This window comes from Streptomyces roseifaciens (assembly GCF_001445655.1).
Lineage (GTDB): Bacteria > Actinomycetota > Actinomycetes > Streptomycetales > Streptomycetaceae > Streptomyces > Streptomyces aureoversilis.
The window spans coordinates 2,135,732-2,153,433 of the sequence record NZ_LNBE01000004.1 but is presented as its reverse complement, the minus strand read 5'-3'; the positions used below and the strand labels follow the sequence as shown (position 1 = coordinate 2,153,433).

At 73.9% G+C, this 17,702-nt stretch carries 18 protein-coding genes; 7 read left to right on the top strand and 11 right to left on the bottom strand.

Annotated elements, in window-relative coordinates; translation table 11 throughout:
• Positions 1–30 precede the first annotated feature (30 nt).
• The 4 genes from AS857_RS26940 to AS857_RS26925 all read right to left on the bottom strand — a co-directional run bounded on the left by AS857_RS26940 (position 31) and on the right by AS857_RS26925 (position 4,144).
• The gene (locus AS857_RS26940) at positions 31–1,011 is read right to left on the bottom strand and encodes an ABC transporter substrate-binding protein (RefSeq protein ID WP_058045802.1); all 981 of its coding nucleotides are present in this window, start codon (positions 1,009–1,011) and stop codon (positions 31–33) included.
• 51 nt (positions 1,012–1,062) lie between these two features.
• Positions 1,063–1,938 carry an ABC transporter ATP-binding protein gene (locus AS857_RS26935; RefSeq protein WP_058047084.1) on the bottom strand — a complete coding sequence of 292 codons (876 nt, stop codon included), beginning with the start codon at positions 1,936–1,938 and terminating at the stop codon, positions 1,063–1,065.
• Between the two features lie 80 nt (positions 1,939–2,018).
• Complete coding sequence (locus AS857_RS26930; protein ID WP_058045801.1) at positions 2,019–3,113, bottom strand: FecCD family ABC transporter permease; 1,095 nt, start codon at positions 3,111–3,113, stop codon at positions 2,019–2,021.
• A complete protein-coding gene (locus tag AS857_RS26925; protein ID WP_058045800.1) occupies positions 3,110–4,144 on the bottom strand; it encodes a FecCD family ABC transporter permease in 1,035 nt (344 codons plus the stop codon). Before AS857_RS26925 ends, AS857_RS26930 begins: the two co-directional genes overlap by 4 nt.
• A 139-nt stretch (positions 4,145–4,283) precedes the next feature.
• Here AS857_RS26925 and AS857_RS26920 point away from each other — a divergent pair, with 139 nt between their 5' ends.
• The gene (locus AS857_RS26920; RefSeq protein ID WP_058045799.1) at positions 4,284–4,943 is read left to right on the top strand and encodes an HAD family hydrolase; all 660 of its coding nucleotides are present in this window, start codon (positions 4,284–4,286) and stop codon (positions 4,941–4,943) included.
• Here the strand turns inward: AS857_RS26920 and AS857_RS26915 are convergent.
• Positions 4,898–5,158, bottom strand: coding sequence for a hypothetical protein (locus AS857_RS26915; RefSeq protein WP_058045798.1), 261 nt, complete (start codon positions 5,156–5,158; stop codon positions 4,898–4,900). The genes AS857_RS26920 and AS857_RS26915 overlap by 46 nt on opposite strands.
• A 212-nt stretch (positions 5,159–5,370) precedes the next feature.
• Between AS857_RS26915 and AS857_RS41980 the strand changes: the two genes are divergently transcribed.
• The gene (locus AS857_RS41980) at positions 5,371–5,754 is read left to right on the top strand and encodes a cold-shock protein (RefSeq protein WP_058045797.1); all 384 of its coding nucleotides are present in this window, start codon (positions 5,371–5,373) and stop codon (positions 5,752–5,754) included.
• Between the two features lie 135 nt (positions 5,755–5,889).
• Here the strand turns inward: AS857_RS41980 and AS857_RS26905 are convergent, their stop codons facing one another.
• Genes AS857_RS26905 through AS857_RS26890 form a run of 4 tightly spaced genes read right to left on the bottom strand, consistent with a single transcriptional unit; the run spans position 5,890 to position 9,566 of the window.
• Positions 5,890–6,741, bottom strand: a complete 852-nt coding sequence (locus tag AS857_RS26905; protein ID WP_058047083.1) for a 1,4-dihydroxy-6-naphtoate synthase — start codon at positions 6,739–6,741, stop codon at positions 5,890–5,892.
• Positions 6,742–6,767: 26 nt separating this feature from the next.
• On the bottom strand, positions 6,768–7,580 hold the full coding sequence (locus tag AS857_RS26900) for a futalosine hydrolase (RefSeq protein WP_058045796.1): 813 nt from the start codon (positions 7,578–7,580) through the stop codon (positions 6,768–6,770).
• Between the two features lie 19 nt (positions 7,581–7,599).
• Entirely contained in the window at positions 7,600–8,067 is a 468-nt protein-coding gene (locus AS857_RS26895; RefSeq protein WP_058045795.1) for a hypothetical protein, read from the bottom strand.
• A gap of 26 nt (positions 8,068–8,093) precedes the next feature.
• Complete coding sequence (locus AS857_RS26890) at positions 8,094–9,566, bottom strand: MFS transporter (RefSeq protein ID WP_058047082.1); 1,473 nt, start codon at positions 9,564–9,566, stop codon at positions 8,094–8,096.
• A 350-nt stretch (positions 9,567–9,916) separates the two neighbouring features.
• Here AS857_RS26890 and AS857_RS26885 point away from each other — a divergent pair, with 350 nt between their 5' ends.
• A complete protein-coding gene (locus AS857_RS26885; protein WP_058045794.1) occupies positions 9,917–10,807 on the top strand; it encodes a DUF3027 domain-containing protein in 891 nt (296 codons plus the stop codon).
• Between the two features lie 348 nt (positions 10,808–11,155).
• Positions 11,156–14,452 (top strand): sacsin N-terminal ATP-binding-like domain-containing protein, encoded by a 3,297-nt coding sequence (locus AS857_RS26880; protein WP_058045793.1) that lies wholly within the window; start codon positions 11,156–11,158, stop codon positions 14,450–14,452.
• 70 nt (positions 14,453–14,522) lie between these two features.
• Here AS857_RS26880 and AS857_RS26875 read toward each other — a convergent pair whose 3' ends face one another.
• Both AS857_RS26875 and AS857_RS26870 read right to left on the bottom strand, forming a co-directional pair.
• The gene (locus AS857_RS26875; RefSeq protein ID WP_058045792.1) at positions 14,523–14,792 is read right to left on the bottom strand and encodes a hypothetical protein; all 270 of its coding nucleotides are present in this window, start codon (positions 14,790–14,792) and stop codon (positions 14,523–14,525) included.
• A 274-nt stretch (positions 14,793–15,066) separates the two neighbouring features.
• Positions 15,067–15,459 (bottom strand): DUF6415 family natural product biosynthesis protein, encoded by a 393-nt coding sequence (locus AS857_RS26870; protein WP_058045791.1) that lies wholly within the window; start codon positions 15,457–15,459, stop codon positions 15,067–15,069.
• Positions 15,460–15,683: 224 nt separating this feature from the next.
• Here AS857_RS26870 and AS857_RS26865 point away from each other — a divergent pair, with 224 nt between their 5' ends.
• The 3 genes from AS857_RS26865 to AS857_RS26855 are packed head-to-tail and all read left to right on the top strand — an operon-like array spanning position 15,684 to position 17,642.
• Complete coding sequence (locus AS857_RS26865; protein WP_338058282.1) at positions 15,684–16,613, top strand: helix-turn-helix domain-containing protein; 930 nt, start codon at positions 15,684–15,686, stop codon at positions 16,611–16,613.
• A complete protein-coding gene (locus tag AS857_RS26860) occupies positions 16,606–16,785 on the top strand; it encodes a DUF397 domain-containing protein (protein ID WP_058045790.1) in 180 nt (59 codons plus the stop codon). Before AS857_RS26865 ends, AS857_RS26860 begins: the two co-directional genes overlap by 8 nt.
• 41 nt (positions 16,786–16,826) lie before the next feature.
• On the top strand, positions 16,827–17,642 hold the full coding sequence (locus AS857_RS26855) for a class I SAM-dependent methyltransferase (protein WP_058045789.1): 816 nt from the start codon (positions 16,827–16,829) through the stop codon (positions 17,640–17,642).
• Positions 17,643–17,702: the final 60 nt, after the last annotated feature.

The window sequence follows — 17,702 nt, the reverse complement described above, 5'->3', positions numbered from 1 at the left end:
ACCGGGCAGGCCCGGCCGAACCCCGCGTCGTCAGTCCGCCAGGTGCGCCCGTAGTTCGTCCAGGATCCGGTGCGCCGAGGTGTAGCCGATGCCCTGGATCCACAGCCGGTCGTCGACCTTGAACGTCCGGCCCTCCCGTACGGCCTTCATGCCCTTCCACAGCGCGCTGCCGGTCGTCCGCGGCACCCGGGCGCGGTCCGGGTCCCCGTAGACGGAGGTGAAGAGGGCGTCCGCGTCGGCCTGGTCGATCTGTTCGGGGCCCACGTCGTACGAGAAGCCGTCCTTGGCCCGGTCCACGACGTCGGGGCGGCCCACTCCCGCGTCCTGCAGCACGGTGCCGATGAAGTTCTTCCGGCCGTAGATCCGGATGGCGGCGCCCTCCACGAACCGCACGACGTTCACCTTCAGCGCCGCGGCCCGCTCCGTGCCGCCGATCGCCTCGGTGACCTCGCGGGCGTGGGCCTCGTACGCCGCGACGGCCTTGCGGGCCTCGGACGTCTTGCCGAGCGCCTCCGCGTGGGTGCGGAAGTTGTCCTTCCAGGGGTAGCCCGTCGCGGCCGTCATCACCGTGGGGGCGATCTTCGACAGCTCGTCGTAGCGCTGTGCGTCGCGGTCCTTGTTGGTGAGGATGAGGTCGGGCTTCAGGGCGGCGACGACCTCCAGGTCCGGGGCGCCGATCCTGCCGACGTCCTCGGTGCCGCGGACGCTCTCCGCGGGCAGGTGCTCGGGGAAGCCGGAGGCGGTGTCGGCGCGGGTGGCGCCGACCGGCCGTATGCCGAGGGTGACGGCGGAGTCGAGTTCGGCGGTGTCCAGGACGACCACGCGCTGCGGGTGCTTCTTGACCTTCACCTCGCCCATGGCCGTGCGCACCAGGTGCGTACCGCCGCCCGGGCCGTCCCCGGAGCCGGAGGTGCAGGCGGACAGGGAGGGCCCGAGCGCTGCGGCCGCCAGGAAGGCGGCCGCAGCAAGAAGGAGGGGGCGTCGGGGGCGGCGTCGGGGGTTCCGGTTCATGTCCCGGCCTGCCTTTCGTGGGGAGGAGCCCCCACGGGAAGGACGGGGAGCTCAGACTGCCGTGCTGCTGCCGGCCTGTGCACCGGCGGCCGGTGCGGCCTCCCACGGCCGCCCCGGCACCACCAGAGGACTGCCCGTCACGGGGTCCGGAACCACCACCGACTCCAGTCCGAAGACCTCCCGCACCAGATCCGCCGTGACGATCTCCGCCGGGCGGCCCTGCGCGACGATCCGGCCCGCCTTCATCGCCACCAGGTGGTCGGCGTAGCGCGCCGCCTGGTTGAGGTCGTGCAGCACGGCGACGACCGTGCGGCCGCGCTCGCGGTTGAGGCGCCGTACGAGGTCGAGGACCTCGACCTGGTGGGCGATGTCGAGGTACGTCGTCGGCTCGTCCAGGAGCAGCAGGTCGGTCTCCTGGGCGAGCGCCATCGCGATCCACACGCGCTGCCGCTGGCCGCCCGAGAGCTCGTCCACGGCCCGCTCGGCGAGGGCGGCCGTGTCCGTACGGGCCATGGCGTCCGCGACGGCCCGCTCGTCCGCCTCCGACCACTGCTGCCACCAGCGCTGGTGCGGCTGGCGGCCGCGGGCGACGAGGTCCGCGACGGTGATGGCCTCGGGTGCGACGGGCGTCTGCGGCAGCAGGCCGAGCGACTTGGCGATCGTCCGGGTGGGTATCCGGGCGAGCTCCTCGCCGTCGAGCAGCACCGTGCCGCGGACGGGCTTCAGCAGCCGGCCGAGCGCGCGCAGGAGCGTGGACTTCCCGCACGCGTTGGGGCCGATGACGATGGTGACCTCGCCGTCGGGGACGGCCAGGTCGAGGCCGTCGACGACGGTGCGGTCCTCGTAGGCGAGGGTCAGGTCGCGGGCGGCGAGGCGGCTGCCCGCACCCGCCGGGCCGTCCTGCACGATGCTCTCCGGGCCGTCCATCACGTCGCCCTCCGGGCCGTCCACCGAGCCACCCTTCACGCTCTCCGAGCCGCCCTTCGCGTTCTCCGGCACGCTCTTCGTCACGCTGTTCCTCCGGTGCGGCGGGTGCTGTGGCCCTTGACGATGAGCCAGATCAGGTACGGGGCGCCGACGGCTGCGGTCAGCACGCCCACGGGCAGTTGCGTCGGCTCCAGGAGCTTGCGGCCCAGCAGGTCCGCGACGACCACGATGACCGCGCCCGTCAGTGCCGACGACAGCAGCGGGATCTGCGCGGTGCGCGTCATGCGGCGGGCCAGCTGCGGGGCGAGCAGCGCCACGAAGTCGACGGGCCCGGCCGCGCCCGTGGCGATGGACGCGAGGACGACGCCGAGGAGCGCGAGCCCGCAGCGCACCCGGTCCAGCCGCACGCCCAGCGCGGTCGCCGTGTCGTCGTCCATGGAGACGGTGCGCTGCGCCCGGGCGGCCCAGCACACGAAGGGCGCGAGCACGAGCAGCGCGAGGGCCAGGGGCGCGGCCTCGTCCCAGCCGGGGCCGTTGAGCGAGCCCGTCATCCACACCTGCGCCCGCTGGGCGACGAGGTAGTCGCCCTTGGTCATGAACAGGTGGGTGACGGAGCGCAGGGCGACGGCGAAGCCGATGCCGATGAGGACGAAGCGGGTGGCTTGCAGGCCGCCGCGCCACGCGAAGGCGTAGACGAGGACGGCGGCGAGGAGGCCGCCGGCGACGGACACGTAGGGCAGGGCGGCGTACGAGGTGACGCCGAACGTCATGGCGCCGACGGTCAGGGCGCTCGCGCCCTGGGTGACGCCGATGATGTCGGGGCTGGCGAGCGGGTTGCGGGCGACGGTCTGGATGAGCGCGCCGGAGACGCCGAAGGCAAGGCCCACCAGGACGCCCACCGTCATCCGCGGCAGCCGCAGCGTGCCGACGACGAGCTCTTCGCGCGAGGGTTCGCCGAGGAGGACCTTCAGCACCTCGCCGGGTGCCGTGAACGACTTGCCGGTGCACAGGTACGCCAGGCACGCGGCGGCCAGCAGGACGGCCAGGCCGGTCGCGACGGCTGTGGCCCGCCGGTGGACGAGGAAAGAACCGCGGCCGACACGGACGAGGGCGTAGCCGGCCGGGCGGGCGCCGCGGCCGTGAACGGTGGTGCGGCCGTTGACAGTGGTGCTCATGCGGCGGCCACCCGCTTCCGGCGGACGAGGGCGATGAGGAAGGGGACGCCGATCAGGGCCGTCATGACGCCTGCCGGGACCTCGCCCGGCGGGAAGAACACGCGGCCGGCGGTGTCGGCGGACAGCAGGACGGCGGGGCCGAGGAGGGCGGACAGGGGCAGCAGCCAGCGGTGGTCGCCGCCGACGAGTGCGCGGGCGATGTGCGGCACGGCGAGGCCGACGAAGGCGATGGGCCCGGCGGCGGCCACGCCGGCGCCGGTCAGGACGGTGGCGCCCAGCCCGCCGGTGATCCGGACGGCCGCGACGTTCTGCCCGAGGCCCTTCGCGACGTCCTCGCCGAGGGCCAGCGCGTCCAGGCCGCGGGCCACGGACAGCACCAGGACCGCCCCGGCCAGCAGGAACGGCCAGATCCGGCCCGCCAGCTCGGCGTCGCTGGCGGAGAGCGAGCCGACCTGCCAGAAGCGGAACTTGTCCAGGACGGACGCCTGTGTGGTGAGCACGGCCGTGGTCATGGAGACGAGCAGGGCGTTGATCGCGGCGCCGGCCAGGGCGAGCTTGACCGGCGAGGCGCCGCCGCGGCCGCGCGAGGCGATGGCGTAGACGGCGACGGAGGCGACGCCCGCGCCCGCGAACGCCCACCACACGTAGCCCGTGAGGCTCTCCACCCCGGCGAGCATGATCGCCAGGACGACGCCGACGGCCGCGCCGTGGCTGATGCCGAGGACGCCGGGGTCGGCGATCGGGTTGCGGGTGATGCCCTGCAGGGCCGTGCCCGCGAGGGCGAGGGCGGCGCCGACCATCAGGCCGACGAGGGTCCGCGGCAGCCGCATCTCGCGGACGACGACGGCGTCCCTGCCGTCACCGCCGTGGAGCAGGGCGTCGAGGACGCGGTCCGGGGCGACCGGGCGGGCGCCCACCGCCAGGCTGAGGAGCACCGCGACCAGCAGGACGACGGCCGCGGCCACCGTCCAGCCGATGCGGCGCCGGACCAGGGAGGATCCGGGACTGCTGATCGGGACGGCGGCTGACATCGCTTCCACGGGTGGTTCGGGCGGCCGGAGGGCCGGAATGAGGCGGTTAGGGCAGGCTAAGTGTACGTAGGGGGCCGGGCGGGAAGGCCGGGGGCGGCCACCCCCGGGAGGCCCGGGGCCACCCTGCACAATGGGGCCCATGAGTTCCGCCGCGCGCACGCCCCGCTTCACGGTCGGCTTCGATCTGGACCTCACCCTGGTCGACTCCCGCCCGGGCATCCGGGCCGCGTACGCCTCGCTGGTCGCCGCCACCGGCACGGCCATCGACATCGACCTCGTCGTCAGCCGGATCGGGCCGCCGCTGGAGCAGGAGCTGGCCCACTGGTTCCCCGAGGAGCGCGTCGCCGAGGCCGCCGCCCTCTACGTGGCCGCGTACCCGGAGCACGGCATCACGCCCTCGCCCGCCCTGCCGGGCGCCCGCGAGGCCGTGGCCGCGGTGCGCGGGCTGGGCGGCCGGGCCGTCGTCGTCACCGCCAAGAACGCCCGCAACGCCCGTCTCCACCTCGACCACCTGGGCATCGAGCCGGACGTGCTCGTCGGCTCGCTGTGGGCGGAGGCCAAGGCGGGCGCGCTGCGCGAGCACGGCGCGGACGTCTACGTCGGCGACCACGTCGGGGACGTCCGCGGCGCGCGGGCGGCCGGTGCGCTGTCGGTGGCCGTGACGACCGGGCCCTGCGGGGCCGAGGAGCTGCGGGCGGCCGGCGCGGACGTCGTCCTGCCCGGGCTCGCGGACTTCCCCGGGTGGCTGCGCGGCTACCTGGCCGCGGCCGGGCCCGCGGCGGAGGACGCCCGCGCCTGACGCCGCTGCTCGGCGATCGACCGCAGCACCCCGGCGCCCGCGATGAGGAATCCCACCCCCATCAGCATGCAGACGAAGTACGCTGCGGGAGGCAGCGGGGCGGCGCCCAGGAACAGGGGGGCGACCGTCGCCAGGGTGGCCACCGCGCCGACGAGGAAGACGATGGCGCCGATGCGTACCAGCAGATCCCCGGCCCGGGGCGTTTCGCTACTCACCCGACCAGGGTAGATGCCTGGGCGTGGGGTGGGGCCGGGGACATCTTGTCACCGGGCCCGGGACCATTAGCCTTGGGGGGTAGCGGGTCTTGCGACCCGCTGTAGTGCTATCAAGAGCTGTTTTTCCGCCGATTGCCGTCGATGACCGACGGTTTCCGGCGGTCTCCCCTTCAATTCCCCATTTCCGACGAGATACGAGGACGAGGACAGACGTGCCTACCGGCAAGGTCAAGTGGTTCAACAGCGAGAAGGGCTTCGGCTTTCTCTCCCGCGACGACGGCGGAGACGTCTTCGTGCACTCCTCGGTGCTCCCGGACGGGGTCGATTCCCTCAAGCCCGGACAGCGGGTGGAATTCGGTGTCGTGGCCGGCCAGCGGGGCGACCAGGCGCTGTCGGTGACGCTGCTCGACCCCACGCCCTCGGTCGCGGCCGCCCAGCGCCGCAAGCCCGACGAGCTGGCGTCGATCGTCCAGGACCTCACCACCCTCCTGGAGAACGTCACCCAGCAGCTCGAGCGCGGCCGTTACCCCGACAAGGCCCACGGCGCCAAGATCGCCGGCATGCTGCGCGCGGTCGCCGACCAGCTGGACGTCTGACGGGCCCGCAGAACGGGACGTCCGACGAACCCGCAGAAACCGAAGAGTCCGCGGAGGACTCAGACTCCGAAGAGGACGCAGAGTTCGAAGGGTTCGAAGGGTCCGAAGAGGACGCAGAGTCCGAAGAGGACGCGCTCAGACGAAAGCGAGCGCGTCCGGGCCGAGGGGCGGTACGAGCCCCTCGGCCGCGGCCCGGGTGAGCAGCCCGCGGACCGCCGCATAGCCGTTCTCCCCGAGCCCGGCCGTGAATTCGTTGACGTAGAGCCCGATGTGCTGGTCGGCGACCTTGGGGTCCATCTCCTGCGCGTGCTCCAGCACGTACGGCCGCGAGGCCTCCGGATCGTCCCACGCCATCCGCACGGACGTCCGTGCCGCCTCCGCCAGTTCGCGCAACCGCTCGGCGCCCAGCGAGCGCTTGGCGATGATCGCCCCCAACGGGATGGGCAGGCCGGTGCTGTTCTCCCAGTGCTCGCCCATGTCGGCCAGGCAGTGCAGGCCGTAGTTCCCGTACGTGAACCGCGCCTCGTGGATGACCAGGCCCGCGTCCACCTTGCCGTCCCGGACGGCCGGCATGATCTCGTGGAACGGCAGGACGACGACCTCGCCGACCCCGCCCGGCACCTCGGCGGCGGCCCACAGCCGGAAGAGCAGGTAGGCCGTCGAGCGCTCGCTCGGCACCGCCACCGTCTTCCCCGCCAGGGACACGGGGCTGCCCGCCTCCCGCGTGAGCACGAGCGGCCCGCAGCCGCGGCCCAGGGCGCCGCCGGCCGGCAGCAGGGCGTACTCGTCCAGCACCCACGGCAGGACCGCGTAGGAGACCTTCAGGACGTCGAACTCGCCGCGCTCGGCCATGCCGTTGGTGACGTCGATGTCGGCGAACGTGACGTCCAGGGCGGGGGCTCCGGGGACCCGGCCGTGCGCCCAGGCGTCGAAGACGAACGTGTCGTTCGGGCAGGGCGAGTAGGCGATCTTCAGGGGCTCGCTCATGAGGTGCTCCAGGTCTCGGAGGTGCTTCAGGTCTCGGAGGTGCTCCACGACTCGGAGGCGCTCCACGACTCGGGTGGAGCCGCCCGCAGCGCTTCCCGCAGGGCGGCGGAGGCACCGGAGAGGGCCTCCAGGGCGTCGCCGATGCGCCAGGCGGCACGGTCGCGCGGACCGACGGGGTTGGAGACGGCCCGGATCTCCAGGGCGGGCACGCCGTGCACGGCCGCCGCCTCGGCCACGCCGAAGCCTTCCATGGCCTCGGCGAGCGCGGCGGGCCGCGCGGTCACCAGGGCCGCGGCCCGCTCGGCGGTGCCGGTCACCGTCGAGACCGTCAGCACGTCGCCGCGCTGCGCACCGGCAGCCTCGGCCACGGCGCGCACCAGCGCCGCGGGCGGCCGGTGCTCCACCGTGCCGAAGCCGAGGTCCGTGACGGGGACGAAGCCCGCGGGCGTCTCGGCGCCCAGGTCCGCCGCCACGATCGCGTCGGAGACGACGACGGACCCCACGGCCGCGCTGCGGCCGGGGGTCATGAAGCCGCCGCCGATGCCCGCGGAGACCACCAGGTCGTAGGGGCTGCCGGAGAGCGCCGCGGCCGTGAGGGCCGTGGCCGCTCCGGCCGCCGCGGCGGCCGGGCCCACGCCGGCGGCCAGCACGTCGATCACGAGCGGCTCCGGGACCGGGGCGGGCCGGCGCAGCACGAAGCCCGGCACGGCGAACTCGACCGGATCGACCGGATCGACCGGTTCGATCGGTTCGCCCGTGCCTGCAGGACCGGCCGCCGAGGCGCCGCGCACGACCGCGTCGCGCTCGGCGTCCACGGCGGTGACGACGAGGACGCGCATCAGCGGGACCGCCGGTCCGTCAGCTCTTGTCCAGCTCGAGCTTGACGCTCCACACGCCGTCCTTGGTGATGACCGACAGCACCACGGACTTCTCCAGGCGCTGCGCCATCCGGTTGACGAAGAGCTGCTCGCCGTCGAGGGAGGTGTAGGTCTGCTTCAGCTGGTTGGTCTGCTGCTGGCCGTTGCCCACCACGATCCAGCCCTGCTCGGCCATGTCCGGCTCGACGCCCACGCGGACCTTGTCGCCCGGCTGGACCTTGATGGACTTGATGGACTTGTCGGCCATGCACTTGTCGAGGTCGCCGCGGTCGAGCTCCTTGCCCTTCTCGAAGCAGGCGGCCTCGGTCGTCACGGTGGTCGAGCCGACGGTCACCGTCGCCAGCGGCGTCGGCTTGTCGCAGGCGGAAAGGGCGACGAGCCCGAAGGCCACGGCGCCGACAGCGGCAGCGGCGCGGCGGCGCTTGCCCCGGAAAATCGCAGCGGTCATGCGGGCAGGCTATCGGGCCGCCCAGGTCAGGCCACGCGGGGGTGCGGTGAGCCACGCCGTGCCGCGGTCAGCAGACCCCGTACGGCTGTCGCGACGCCCAGTGCGAGGACCCCGGCGGCGACCGCCATGCCCAGGGTGCCGTTGAGCGGCAGGAGGATGCCGACGGCCCCGCCGACGACCCAGCACATCTGCAGCAGCGTCTCGGAACGGGCGAACGCCGAGGTGCGCACCTCCTCCGGCACGTCGCGCTGGATGAGGGAGTCCAGCGACTGCTTCCCCAGCGCCTGGGAGATGCCGGCGACGGCCGCCACGACCACCACGAAGAAGGCCCCGAAGAACACGGCCGCGGCCACGGTCGTGCCCAGCGACACCGTCAGCACCAGCGCGATCGTCTTCTCCGGGCCGCGTGAGCGCAGCAGCGCCCCTATGGCCGTGCCCAGGGCGTTCCCGGCGCCCGCGGCGACGGCGACGACGCCGAGCGAGAAGGCCGGGCTCAGGTGGCCGATCGGGTGGACGCGCAGCAGGAAGGCCAGGAAGAAGGTGAGGAAGCCCGAGAGCATGCGCATGGCGCTGTTGGCCTGCAGGGCGTGCAGGACGGAGCTGCCGACGGTGCGGAGGCCGGGCGGCTTGGGAGGCTTGCTCTTCTTGTTGCCGTTCCTGTTGCCATTCCCGCTGTTCCTGCTGTTCCTGCCGATCCATCCCTTCCTGCCGTTTTTGTTGCCCTTCGCCATATGCATCCGCCGGGGGCGGTGCGGGAGGTGCTCCCCGGAGACCAGCCGGGCTCGCGCCTCGCCCTTCGCCGAGTCGACCTTGTGCGGGAGCGAGAAGGACAGCACCGTGCCGAGGACGAACACGACGAAGGCCCCGTAGAGCGGATATTCCGGTCCCAGCCGGTGCAGCCCCGCGCCCAGCGGGGCCGCCACTCCCGTGGCCAGCAGCCCGCCGAGGGTCACCCGGGAATTGGCCTTCACCAGCGAGATCCGCGGTGGCAGCAGCCGTGGCACGACCGCCGAACGCACCACCCCGTACGCCTTCGACGCCACCAGGACGCCGAGCGCCGCCGGATACAGCTCCAGGCCGCCGCTCGCCACCGCCCCCGACATCGTCAGCGCGAGCAGCGCCCGCGTCAGCATCGCGCCCGCCATGGCCGCCCGGCGGCCGTGCGGGAGCCGGTCGAGCAGCGGCCCGATCACCGGGGCCAGGAGGGTGAACGGCGCCATCGTGATCGCCAGGTACAGGGCCACCCGGCCGCGCGCCTGGTCCGTGGGGACCGAGAAGAACACCGTGGACGCCAGTGCGACGGTGATCAGCATGTCGCCCGCGGAATTCACCGCGTGCAGCTCGATCAGCTTGCCCAGGCCCGACTCGCCCGCGCCGTGCGCGTGTGTCGCCCTGCGCACGCCCCGCGCGGCAGCCGTGAACGGGGCGCGCAGCACGCGGCCGGCGCCCCGGGCCATGCGGCGCAGCGGACCGCCCTCGACCGACCGGATGGCTCCCACCACGCCATACTGCCCCAACTCGCACCGGGCAGGGCACTTTCGCCGCCGCTGCGGGCCGCACGGGGCCTGGCGCGGCCCCCTCGCGGCCGGGCGAGCGCGGGGCTCGCCGCGGCCCGGCTATCCCCGGTGGCGCCGAGCGGGGTAGCGTGCGTAGCGCGCCACCGGCGGTCGTTCTTGGCCGCGCTCCGAGTCTCGATCCCGCAGAATGGGAGTGACTAGGTGTGCCCGAGGCCGTTCGGGCGCGGACGTCGACGCGGTCCTGAGGTCCGCTCCGTCCGCCGACCCGGCCGATCGGCTGGCGCACTCGTGAGACGGCGTGGAAGAGAGAATCGATTCTTGTGAGTGCTGCGATGCGAAGCCGTACCCCGGACCGCCTGTGCGCCGAGGCGGTCGACCTGGCCCGTGCTGCGGCCGAGGAGGCCGCGCTGCCCGGCACGGTCGGCGAGCATGTCCAGGCCGTAGCCGACGGGGACCGCGTCGTCACCCACTCCTTCCTCTGCCTGGACCCGGCCTACCGCGGCTGGCGCTGGGCCGTCACCGTCGCCCGCGCCTCCCGCGCCAAGAACGTCACCCTCGACGAGACGGTCCTGCTGCCCGGGCCCGACGCCCTCATGGCCCCCGAGTGGGTCCCCTGGAGCGAGCGCCTGCGCCCCGGCGACATGGGCCCGGGCGACCTCCTCCCCACCGACGCCGAGGACCTGCGGCTCGTGCCCGGCTGGAGCGGCGAGGACGTCCCGCCGCCGAACTCCGCCGTCTCCGAGGAGATGGACCGCCTCGCCGAGGCCGAGGACGCCGACGTCGTCCCCGGCTCCCCCGCCGCCCAGCCGGCCGTCCCGGCGCGCGGCACGATCGCGGCCGTGGCCGAGGAGCTCGGGATGCGGCGCGCCCGCGTCCTGTCCCGCTACGGGCTGCACACCGCCGCCGACCGCTGGGACGAGACCCACGGCGCGAAGACCCCGATGGCGCAGGCCGCCCCGGCGTCGTGCGTCAGCTGCGGCTTCCTCGTGCCGATCGGGGGCTCCCTCGGACAGGCGTTCGGCGTCTGCGCCAACGAGTTCGGTCCGGCGGACGGGCACCTCGTGTCCCTGTCGTACGGCTGCGGCGGGCACTCCGAGGCCGCGGTCATGCCGAAGCCGCCGCGGCCGGCGCCGCCGGTGATCGACGAGACGCTCGTCGACCCGCTGCCGCTGCGTTCCGAGCCGGCCGGCGACGAGGAGGACGAGGAGCTCGGGCACTCCTGAGGCACCCCGGGGGCTCGCGCCCGGCGCCTCCGCAGACGGGCTGACGTACGCTCGGCCTGCGCACTCGGCCTGCGCACTCGGCCTGCGAACGGACGGGCCGGAGCCTCCGGCCTCCTGACGGGGGCTGCCCCTGACGGGCGAGCCCGACGCCGATCCAGCCCGTCCGGGGGTACCTCCCAGCAGTAGCTGGGGGAGTTTGAGGACGAGCGCCCCCCGGGCGCGATACGGCCCCGCCCTGTCGTACGGCCGCCCACGGGTAGGGCGACACCGGCCTGTCACCCCCGCGCGGTACGTTCTGCCGTAGGAACACCCACCGGCGGCAGGAGACGACACGTGAGCGGCACGGCAATGGTGCGAGGCGCGGCCGAAGGCGCGGATCCGTTCGGAACCGCGCGCCTGCGGCGCGGCGTGCTGGACGCCTGGGCGGCGTCGCCGGCCCGTTTCCGGGAGGACGCCAACGCCGAGGAGGACCTCGCGCTCGGCGGCTACCGCGACCGCCTCGTCGTCGAGCTCGCCCAGAACGCCGCCGACGCCGCGGCCCGCGCGGGCGTCCCCGGCCGCCTGCGGCTGACCCTGCACGCGGCCGCCGGCAGCCGCCCGGCCGTGCTGGCCGCGGCGAACACCGGGGCGCCCATGGACGCCGCGGGCGTCGAGTCCCTGGCCACCCTCCGCGCCTCCGCCAAGCGCGACGCGGACAAGGGCGCCGGGCCGGGCGGCCACGGCAGCGTCGGCCGGTTCGGCGTCGGCTTCTCCGCGGTCCTGGCCGTCAGCGACGAGCCGGCCGTCGTCGGCCGCTCCGGCGGCGTCCGCTGGTCGCTCGCGGAGGCGAGGGCGCTGGCGGCGCGCGAGGCCGTCCGGGCCCCCGCCCTGGAGGAGGAGATCCGCCGCCGCGAGGGCCACGTGCCGCTGCTGAGGCTCCCGCTGCCCGCCGAGGGCTCCGCCCCGGCCGGCTACGACACGGTGGTCGTGCTGCCCCTGCGCGACGGCGCCGCCGAGGACCTGACCTCCCGTCTGCTGGCCGGCGTCGACGACGCGCTGCTGCTGACGCTGCCCGGCCTGTCCGAGGTCGTCGTCGAGACGGACGGCGTCGTACGGACCCTGACGCGCCGCCAGGAGGGCCCGTACGTCCTCGTGGACGACTCCGCGCGCGGCACCACGGCCCGCTGGCGGGTCGAGCGGGCGGCCGGGGCCCTGGACTCCGCGCTGCTCGCCGACCGGCCCGTGGAGGAGCGCCTGCGCCCGCACTGGTCGGTCATGTGGGCCGTGCCGGTGGGCGAGGACGGCGCGCCCGTACGCCCCGGCACCGCGCCCGTCGTGCACGCGCCGACGCCGACGGACGAGCCGCTGGGCGTCCCGGCGCTGCTCGTCGCCACGTTCCCGCTGGAGCCCACGCGCCGCCACGCCGCGCCCGGCGCCCTCACGGACTTCCTCACCGGGCGCGCGGCCGAGGCGTACGCGCAGCTGCTGCGCGACTGGCACCCGGTCGGCCCGGGAACGCTCGACCTCGTGCCCTCCCCGCTGGCGCAGGGCGCGCTGGACGCGGAGCTGCGCCGGCGGATCCTGGACCGGCTGCCGGGCGTCGCGTTCCTGCCGAGCGCGGCCGGGGTCCCCGCCCAGGAGACGGCCGCGCCGCGGGGCGGCGGCGTGGAGGGCATCCCGTGGACCGAGGGCCCGGACGCGGCCCGGCAGACGCCGGAGCCGGCCGCCGCCCCGGACGCCCCGCCGGCCGCCGACACGTGGGACGACCCGTTCGCGCGGAGCGGGCCCGGCGGCCCCGGCGAGCCGTACGCGCTGCGCCCCGCCGACGCCGAGGTCGTCGAGGGTGCGGGCGCCGAGACCGTCGCCGTCCTCGGCGAGCTCTTCCCGAGCCTGCTGCCCGCCGGCCTGGAGCGCCGCCCCGAGCTGCGCGCCCTCGGCGTCGCGCGCGCCCCGCTCGGCGAGGTCGTCGACCGGCTCGCCGGCGTCGAGCGCGCCCCGTCCTGGTGGCAGCGGCTCTACGACAGCCTCGCCGGCATCGACCCGGACCGGCTCACCGGCCTGCCCGTGCCGCTCGCGGACGGCCGTACGGCCATCGGCCCGCGGCAGGTGCTGCTCCCGCCGCCGGACGGCGCGGACTCGGAGCGGCTCTCCCGCCTGGGGCTGAAGGTCGCCCACCCCGACGCCGCGCACCCGCTCCTGGAGAAGCTCGGCGCCACCCCGTCCTCTCCCCGGGCCGTCCTGACCACCCCGCAGGTGCGGGCCGCGGTGGCCGCCTCCCTCGACGCCGACGAGGTGTGGGACGAGGACGCGCTCGACGCGGACGCCCTCGCCGAGCTCGTCCTCGGCCTCGTGCGCGACGCCGACCTCGCGCCCGGCGACGAGCCCTGGCTCGGCGCCCTCGCCCTGCCCGACGAGGACGGCGAGCTCGCCCCCGCGGGCGAACTCGTCCTGCCCGGAAGCGTATTCGAACGCGTGATCCGGCCCGGCGAGCTCGCCGCGTGCGACGCCGCCCTCGCCGAGCGGTGGGGCGAGCAGCCGCTCACCGCCGTCGGCGTCATGGCCGGCTTCGCGCTCGTGCGCGCCACGGACGTCGTCCTCGACCCCGACGAACTCGAACCGCGCGACGGCGACTTCGCCGAGCCCGACGATGCCGGGCTGCTCGACGCGGTCGACGTGTGGTGCGAGGACGTCCTCGACCGGCTGCCCGACACGCCCGTGCCGCCCGTCGCGACGGAGATCGTGGCCGTCCGCGACCTCGACCTCGTCGACGACGACGCCTGGCCGGAAGCCCTGGCCCTGCTCGCCGAGCCGCCGCTGCGCGACGCCCTCACCACGCCCGTGCGCATCCTGCTGCCCGACGGCACGACGGAGTCCGTCCGCCCGTACACCGCCTGGTGGCTGCGCGGCCACCCCGTCCTCGACGGCCGCCGCCCCGCAGGTCTGCGCGTCGCGGGCGGCGACCCGCTCCTGCGCGGCCTGTACGAGGCGGTGGACGCGGCCGGCCTCGCCGACGAGCAGGTGCTGCGCGCCCTCGGCGTCCGTACGTCCGCGGCCGCGCTGCTGGACGAACCGGGCGGCGCGGCGGAACTCCTCTCCCGCCTGGCCGACCCGGCCCTCCCGGTGACCGCACCCCAGCTCCACGCCCTGTACGGCCTCCTCGCCCGCCTCGACCCGGACCAGGTCACGCTGCCGGACGAGCTGCGGGCCGTGACCGACGGCGAGGTGCGGGTGGTGGACGCGGCGGACGCGGTAGTGGCCGACGCCCCGGACCTCCTCCCCTTGGCCACGGGTCACGCCCTCCTCCCGGTGACGCCGTCACGCTCGGCGGACCTGGCCGACCTGCTCCAGGTACGCCGCCTGAGCGAGACCCTGGAAGCATCCGCCCCGGCGGGCCAGGGCGAACTCCGCGAGGTCCCGGAAGGCGTACGCGTCCTGCTGCCGGGCGCGCCGGAGACGTACGTGGAGCACGAGGAACTCGTCGTCGACGGCGTCGAACTGGACTGGCGCCTGGGAGCGGACGGCATCCTGCACGCCTCGACGCTGGAGGGCGTGGCGGCGGGCCTGGCCTGGGCGGCAGGAGCCTGGTCCCGCCGCTTCGAGGCAGCGGCCCTCCTGGAGGACCCGAGCCGCACGGAGGAACTGGCGCGGGCGCGCTGGTTCGACTGACGGCCGAGCGGGATGGGGCGGCCCCGAGGAAGACAGGGACCGACCGCCCCATCCCGCTCACGACCGTCACTTACGGGTGCGTCTGCTCAATGACCCGGAGGTTGCACCGGGCGTGCCCTTTGCCGTTCTTCGGCAGAATCCAAAAGGACCCGTCGTCGTCCTGCCCCACGACGCACGGCGTGCTCTTGAGGCAGTCGGGCCGGTGGCGCTTGGCCACTCTGCTCAACTCCACGAGCGCCTGATCCCGGGTCTTGTTCCCGCTCAAGGACCGCAGGATCCGCTGATGCGGAGCCGCTCCCTCGGCCACGACCGTCTCCTCCATGACCAACCACTTGGGCATCGAGCACTCTCCAAAGTCCGCAACGGGCATGCCTGCCTGGACCGTGCGAGACCTGAACGACCGGCCTACGCCCTCTGTTCCCCGCCGACAAAGGCTTCACAGGTGCAGCCCGGCAGTTGCTTGAGCGCGGGCGGGCCACCGGTGTGGGGGACGGCCACCACCTCGTTGCGCCGCTTGGCATACGTCCGTCGGCGGCTCGGCCACAAGGCCCCTACGGGACGGGAGAACTGCCCGTACAGACCCCACCACGCCCACAGCCGCGCAGCCGCCCCCTTCACCGCTCGCCTTCCCGTTGCAGCCGCCGCTGCTGGTGCATCAGGTCCCCCGCAGCCTTGCCCAGGCCCCGGGCGAAGCTGATCGCGGACGCATACCCGTCGCCGGGCCCGCCCCCGGCCCGGTGACGGGCTTCCTCCACCGCGCCGAACGCGGACCGGCGGACCGGACACTCCACGGGGCGACGGCCCGCAGCCGCCTCCACGGCCGGGACGGTCTCCCGGATGTACCCGAGAAGCCGCTCGGTGACCTCGCTCAGCCGCGACGGGGCAGGCAACCACGTCTCCATGGCGGTGGCCTCACGGAGGGCCTGACCGATCGAAACGGGGGACGGCTCGGAGGGGGCGAGCGTGATCTCGCCGGGGGTGTGGGCGGTACGGGGGAAGGGAGGCATGACGGCTCCTTCGAGCGGTGCGGGGGCATCGCCCCGACCTGCGACTCGGTACGGGAACCACCCTGCCGGGTGGCGAATTGAGGATTCAAGCGCCATCCCACAGATATCCCGCTAGCCTCCGAAGTGGCACATGCCAGGACGGCAACACGTGCATGGCTGGCGGGACTTGAGCGATGCCTGACGGCGACAGGCGCGCACACAAGAGGAGCAGCGAGAAGCGCGGCATGAACACGCGGTGCCAGACTCAGCCAGGACGCAGGCGACCACGGAAGGCGATGAGAGTGGGAGCACGGATCGGACCAACAGCTCGTCGTATCGCACTCGGCACCGAACTACGCCGCATGCGCAGCGAAGCCGGGATGACACTCGAACAGGCGGTGAAGGGCCTGGGCTTCAGCGAGTCCCACCTCCAGCGCGTCGAGACGGGGAGCATTCCGCTCAAGCAATCCAGTCACCTGCGCAGTCTGCTGAAGCGGTACGACGTCACAGACGAGGACCACATCGCTGCGCTCACCCAGCTGCACCGCGAGTCCGCAAGCCAGGAATGGACGTCCTTCGCCAGCACGGTGCACCCCACGGTGCGGACGTTCGCAGGCGTCGAATCCGTAGCCCGCGCCATCAAGGCATGGCACCCGACCCTGGTCCTGGGCCTGCTCCAGACGAAGAGGTACGCAACCGCCATTTTCGAGATGGAGAAGTTGCACGACGAGTTCACGAGCGAGTACGTCGACCACGGCGTTCGCCTGCGCATGATGCGCAAGGAACTCCTGACCCGCGAGGAGGATCCCCTGCACCTCTGGGCGATCCTGGGGGAGGCGGCGCTACGCCACATCGTCGGAAACGCCGAGGTCATGCGCGAGCAGTATGCAGAGATTGCCGCGCTGTCGGAGCGGGAAAATGTGACAGTGCAGATCCTGCGCACCCACGAGGTCGGCTACCGGTTCGACACGGACTTCACCATCCTCGACCTGGGCGAGGCATTGCCGTCGACGGTCCAGGCCGACGTGCCCTGGGGGTCCCTGTGCATGTCGGACAAGCCACGAGAGGTCGGACGCTTCTCCCGAAGGTTCAGCTCCCTCAGCGCCACGGCGATGTCGCCGGAGAAGACCGTGCGTTTTCTGCAACAACTATCAGGAGAGGTCAGCGATGCATGACATATGGATGAAGTCCTCCTACAGCAATGCGCAACACAACTGCGTCGAGGTCGCCGCCCTCACCGAGGGGATCGGCATCCGCGACTCCAAGGACACGAGCATCCCGTCACTCCACGTACACCCATCGGCCTGGACCTCGTTCCTCCACGAGGTCCGGTCCGGCCGGCTGTGACCGCTGGACATGTCGACCGGTCACGGTAGAACATCGCCGCCATGGCGATCCCCCAAGTGGCCCCGGAGATCATCGACTTCTACACCGACACCTTCGACGAGGCCACCCGGCTGACGGCAACAGCGGACGGCATGCTGGAGATGGCCCGCACACAAGAGCTGCTCCGGCGCCATCTCCCTCCCGCCCCGGCCGCACTTCTCGACGTGGGCGGCGGGCCGGGAGCCCACGCGCGGTGGCTCACCGCGGACGGTTACCGGGTCCACCTCGTGGACCCGGTGGCCAGGCACGTGACACAGGCCGCCGGAACCGGATGCACGGCCGAACTCGGCGACGCGCGCCACCTCACCGCCGCCGACGGGTCGTACGACGTCACGCTCCTCCTCGGCCCGCTCTACCACCTGCTCGACCGCGCCGACCGCGACCAGGCGCTGGCCGAGGCACGTCGCGTCACCGCATCCGGTGGCCTGGTGGCCGCCGCGGCCATCAACCGGTACGCATCCCTCTTCGAGCACACGGCCACCACGTGGCTGGACCGCGAGAGCGTGCGCGGCGCCGTAACCGACATCCTCGCCACGGGCGTGCACGAGCCGGGCAGGAAGGGCTTCACAGCGGCCTATTTCCACACCGCCCCGGAATTGGCGGAGGAAATGCGCGCCGCCGGACTCCACGACATCCGTGTCTACGCCGTCGAAGGCCCCACGTGGTCCCTACTCAAGGCCGCCGAGCAGCACACCCAACAACCGTTGCCCCTCGACTCGCCGCTCTTCCGGGCCGCCCTGGCCGCCGCCCGAGCCGCGGAGCCGTACCCGGATCTACTCGCTGCCAGTTCACACCTGCTGGCCACGGGCCGGTGCTGAAGAGGTGGATGACGTGCCGCTCCATGGGCAGCCAGCGGCCTGGACCTCATTCCTCCACGA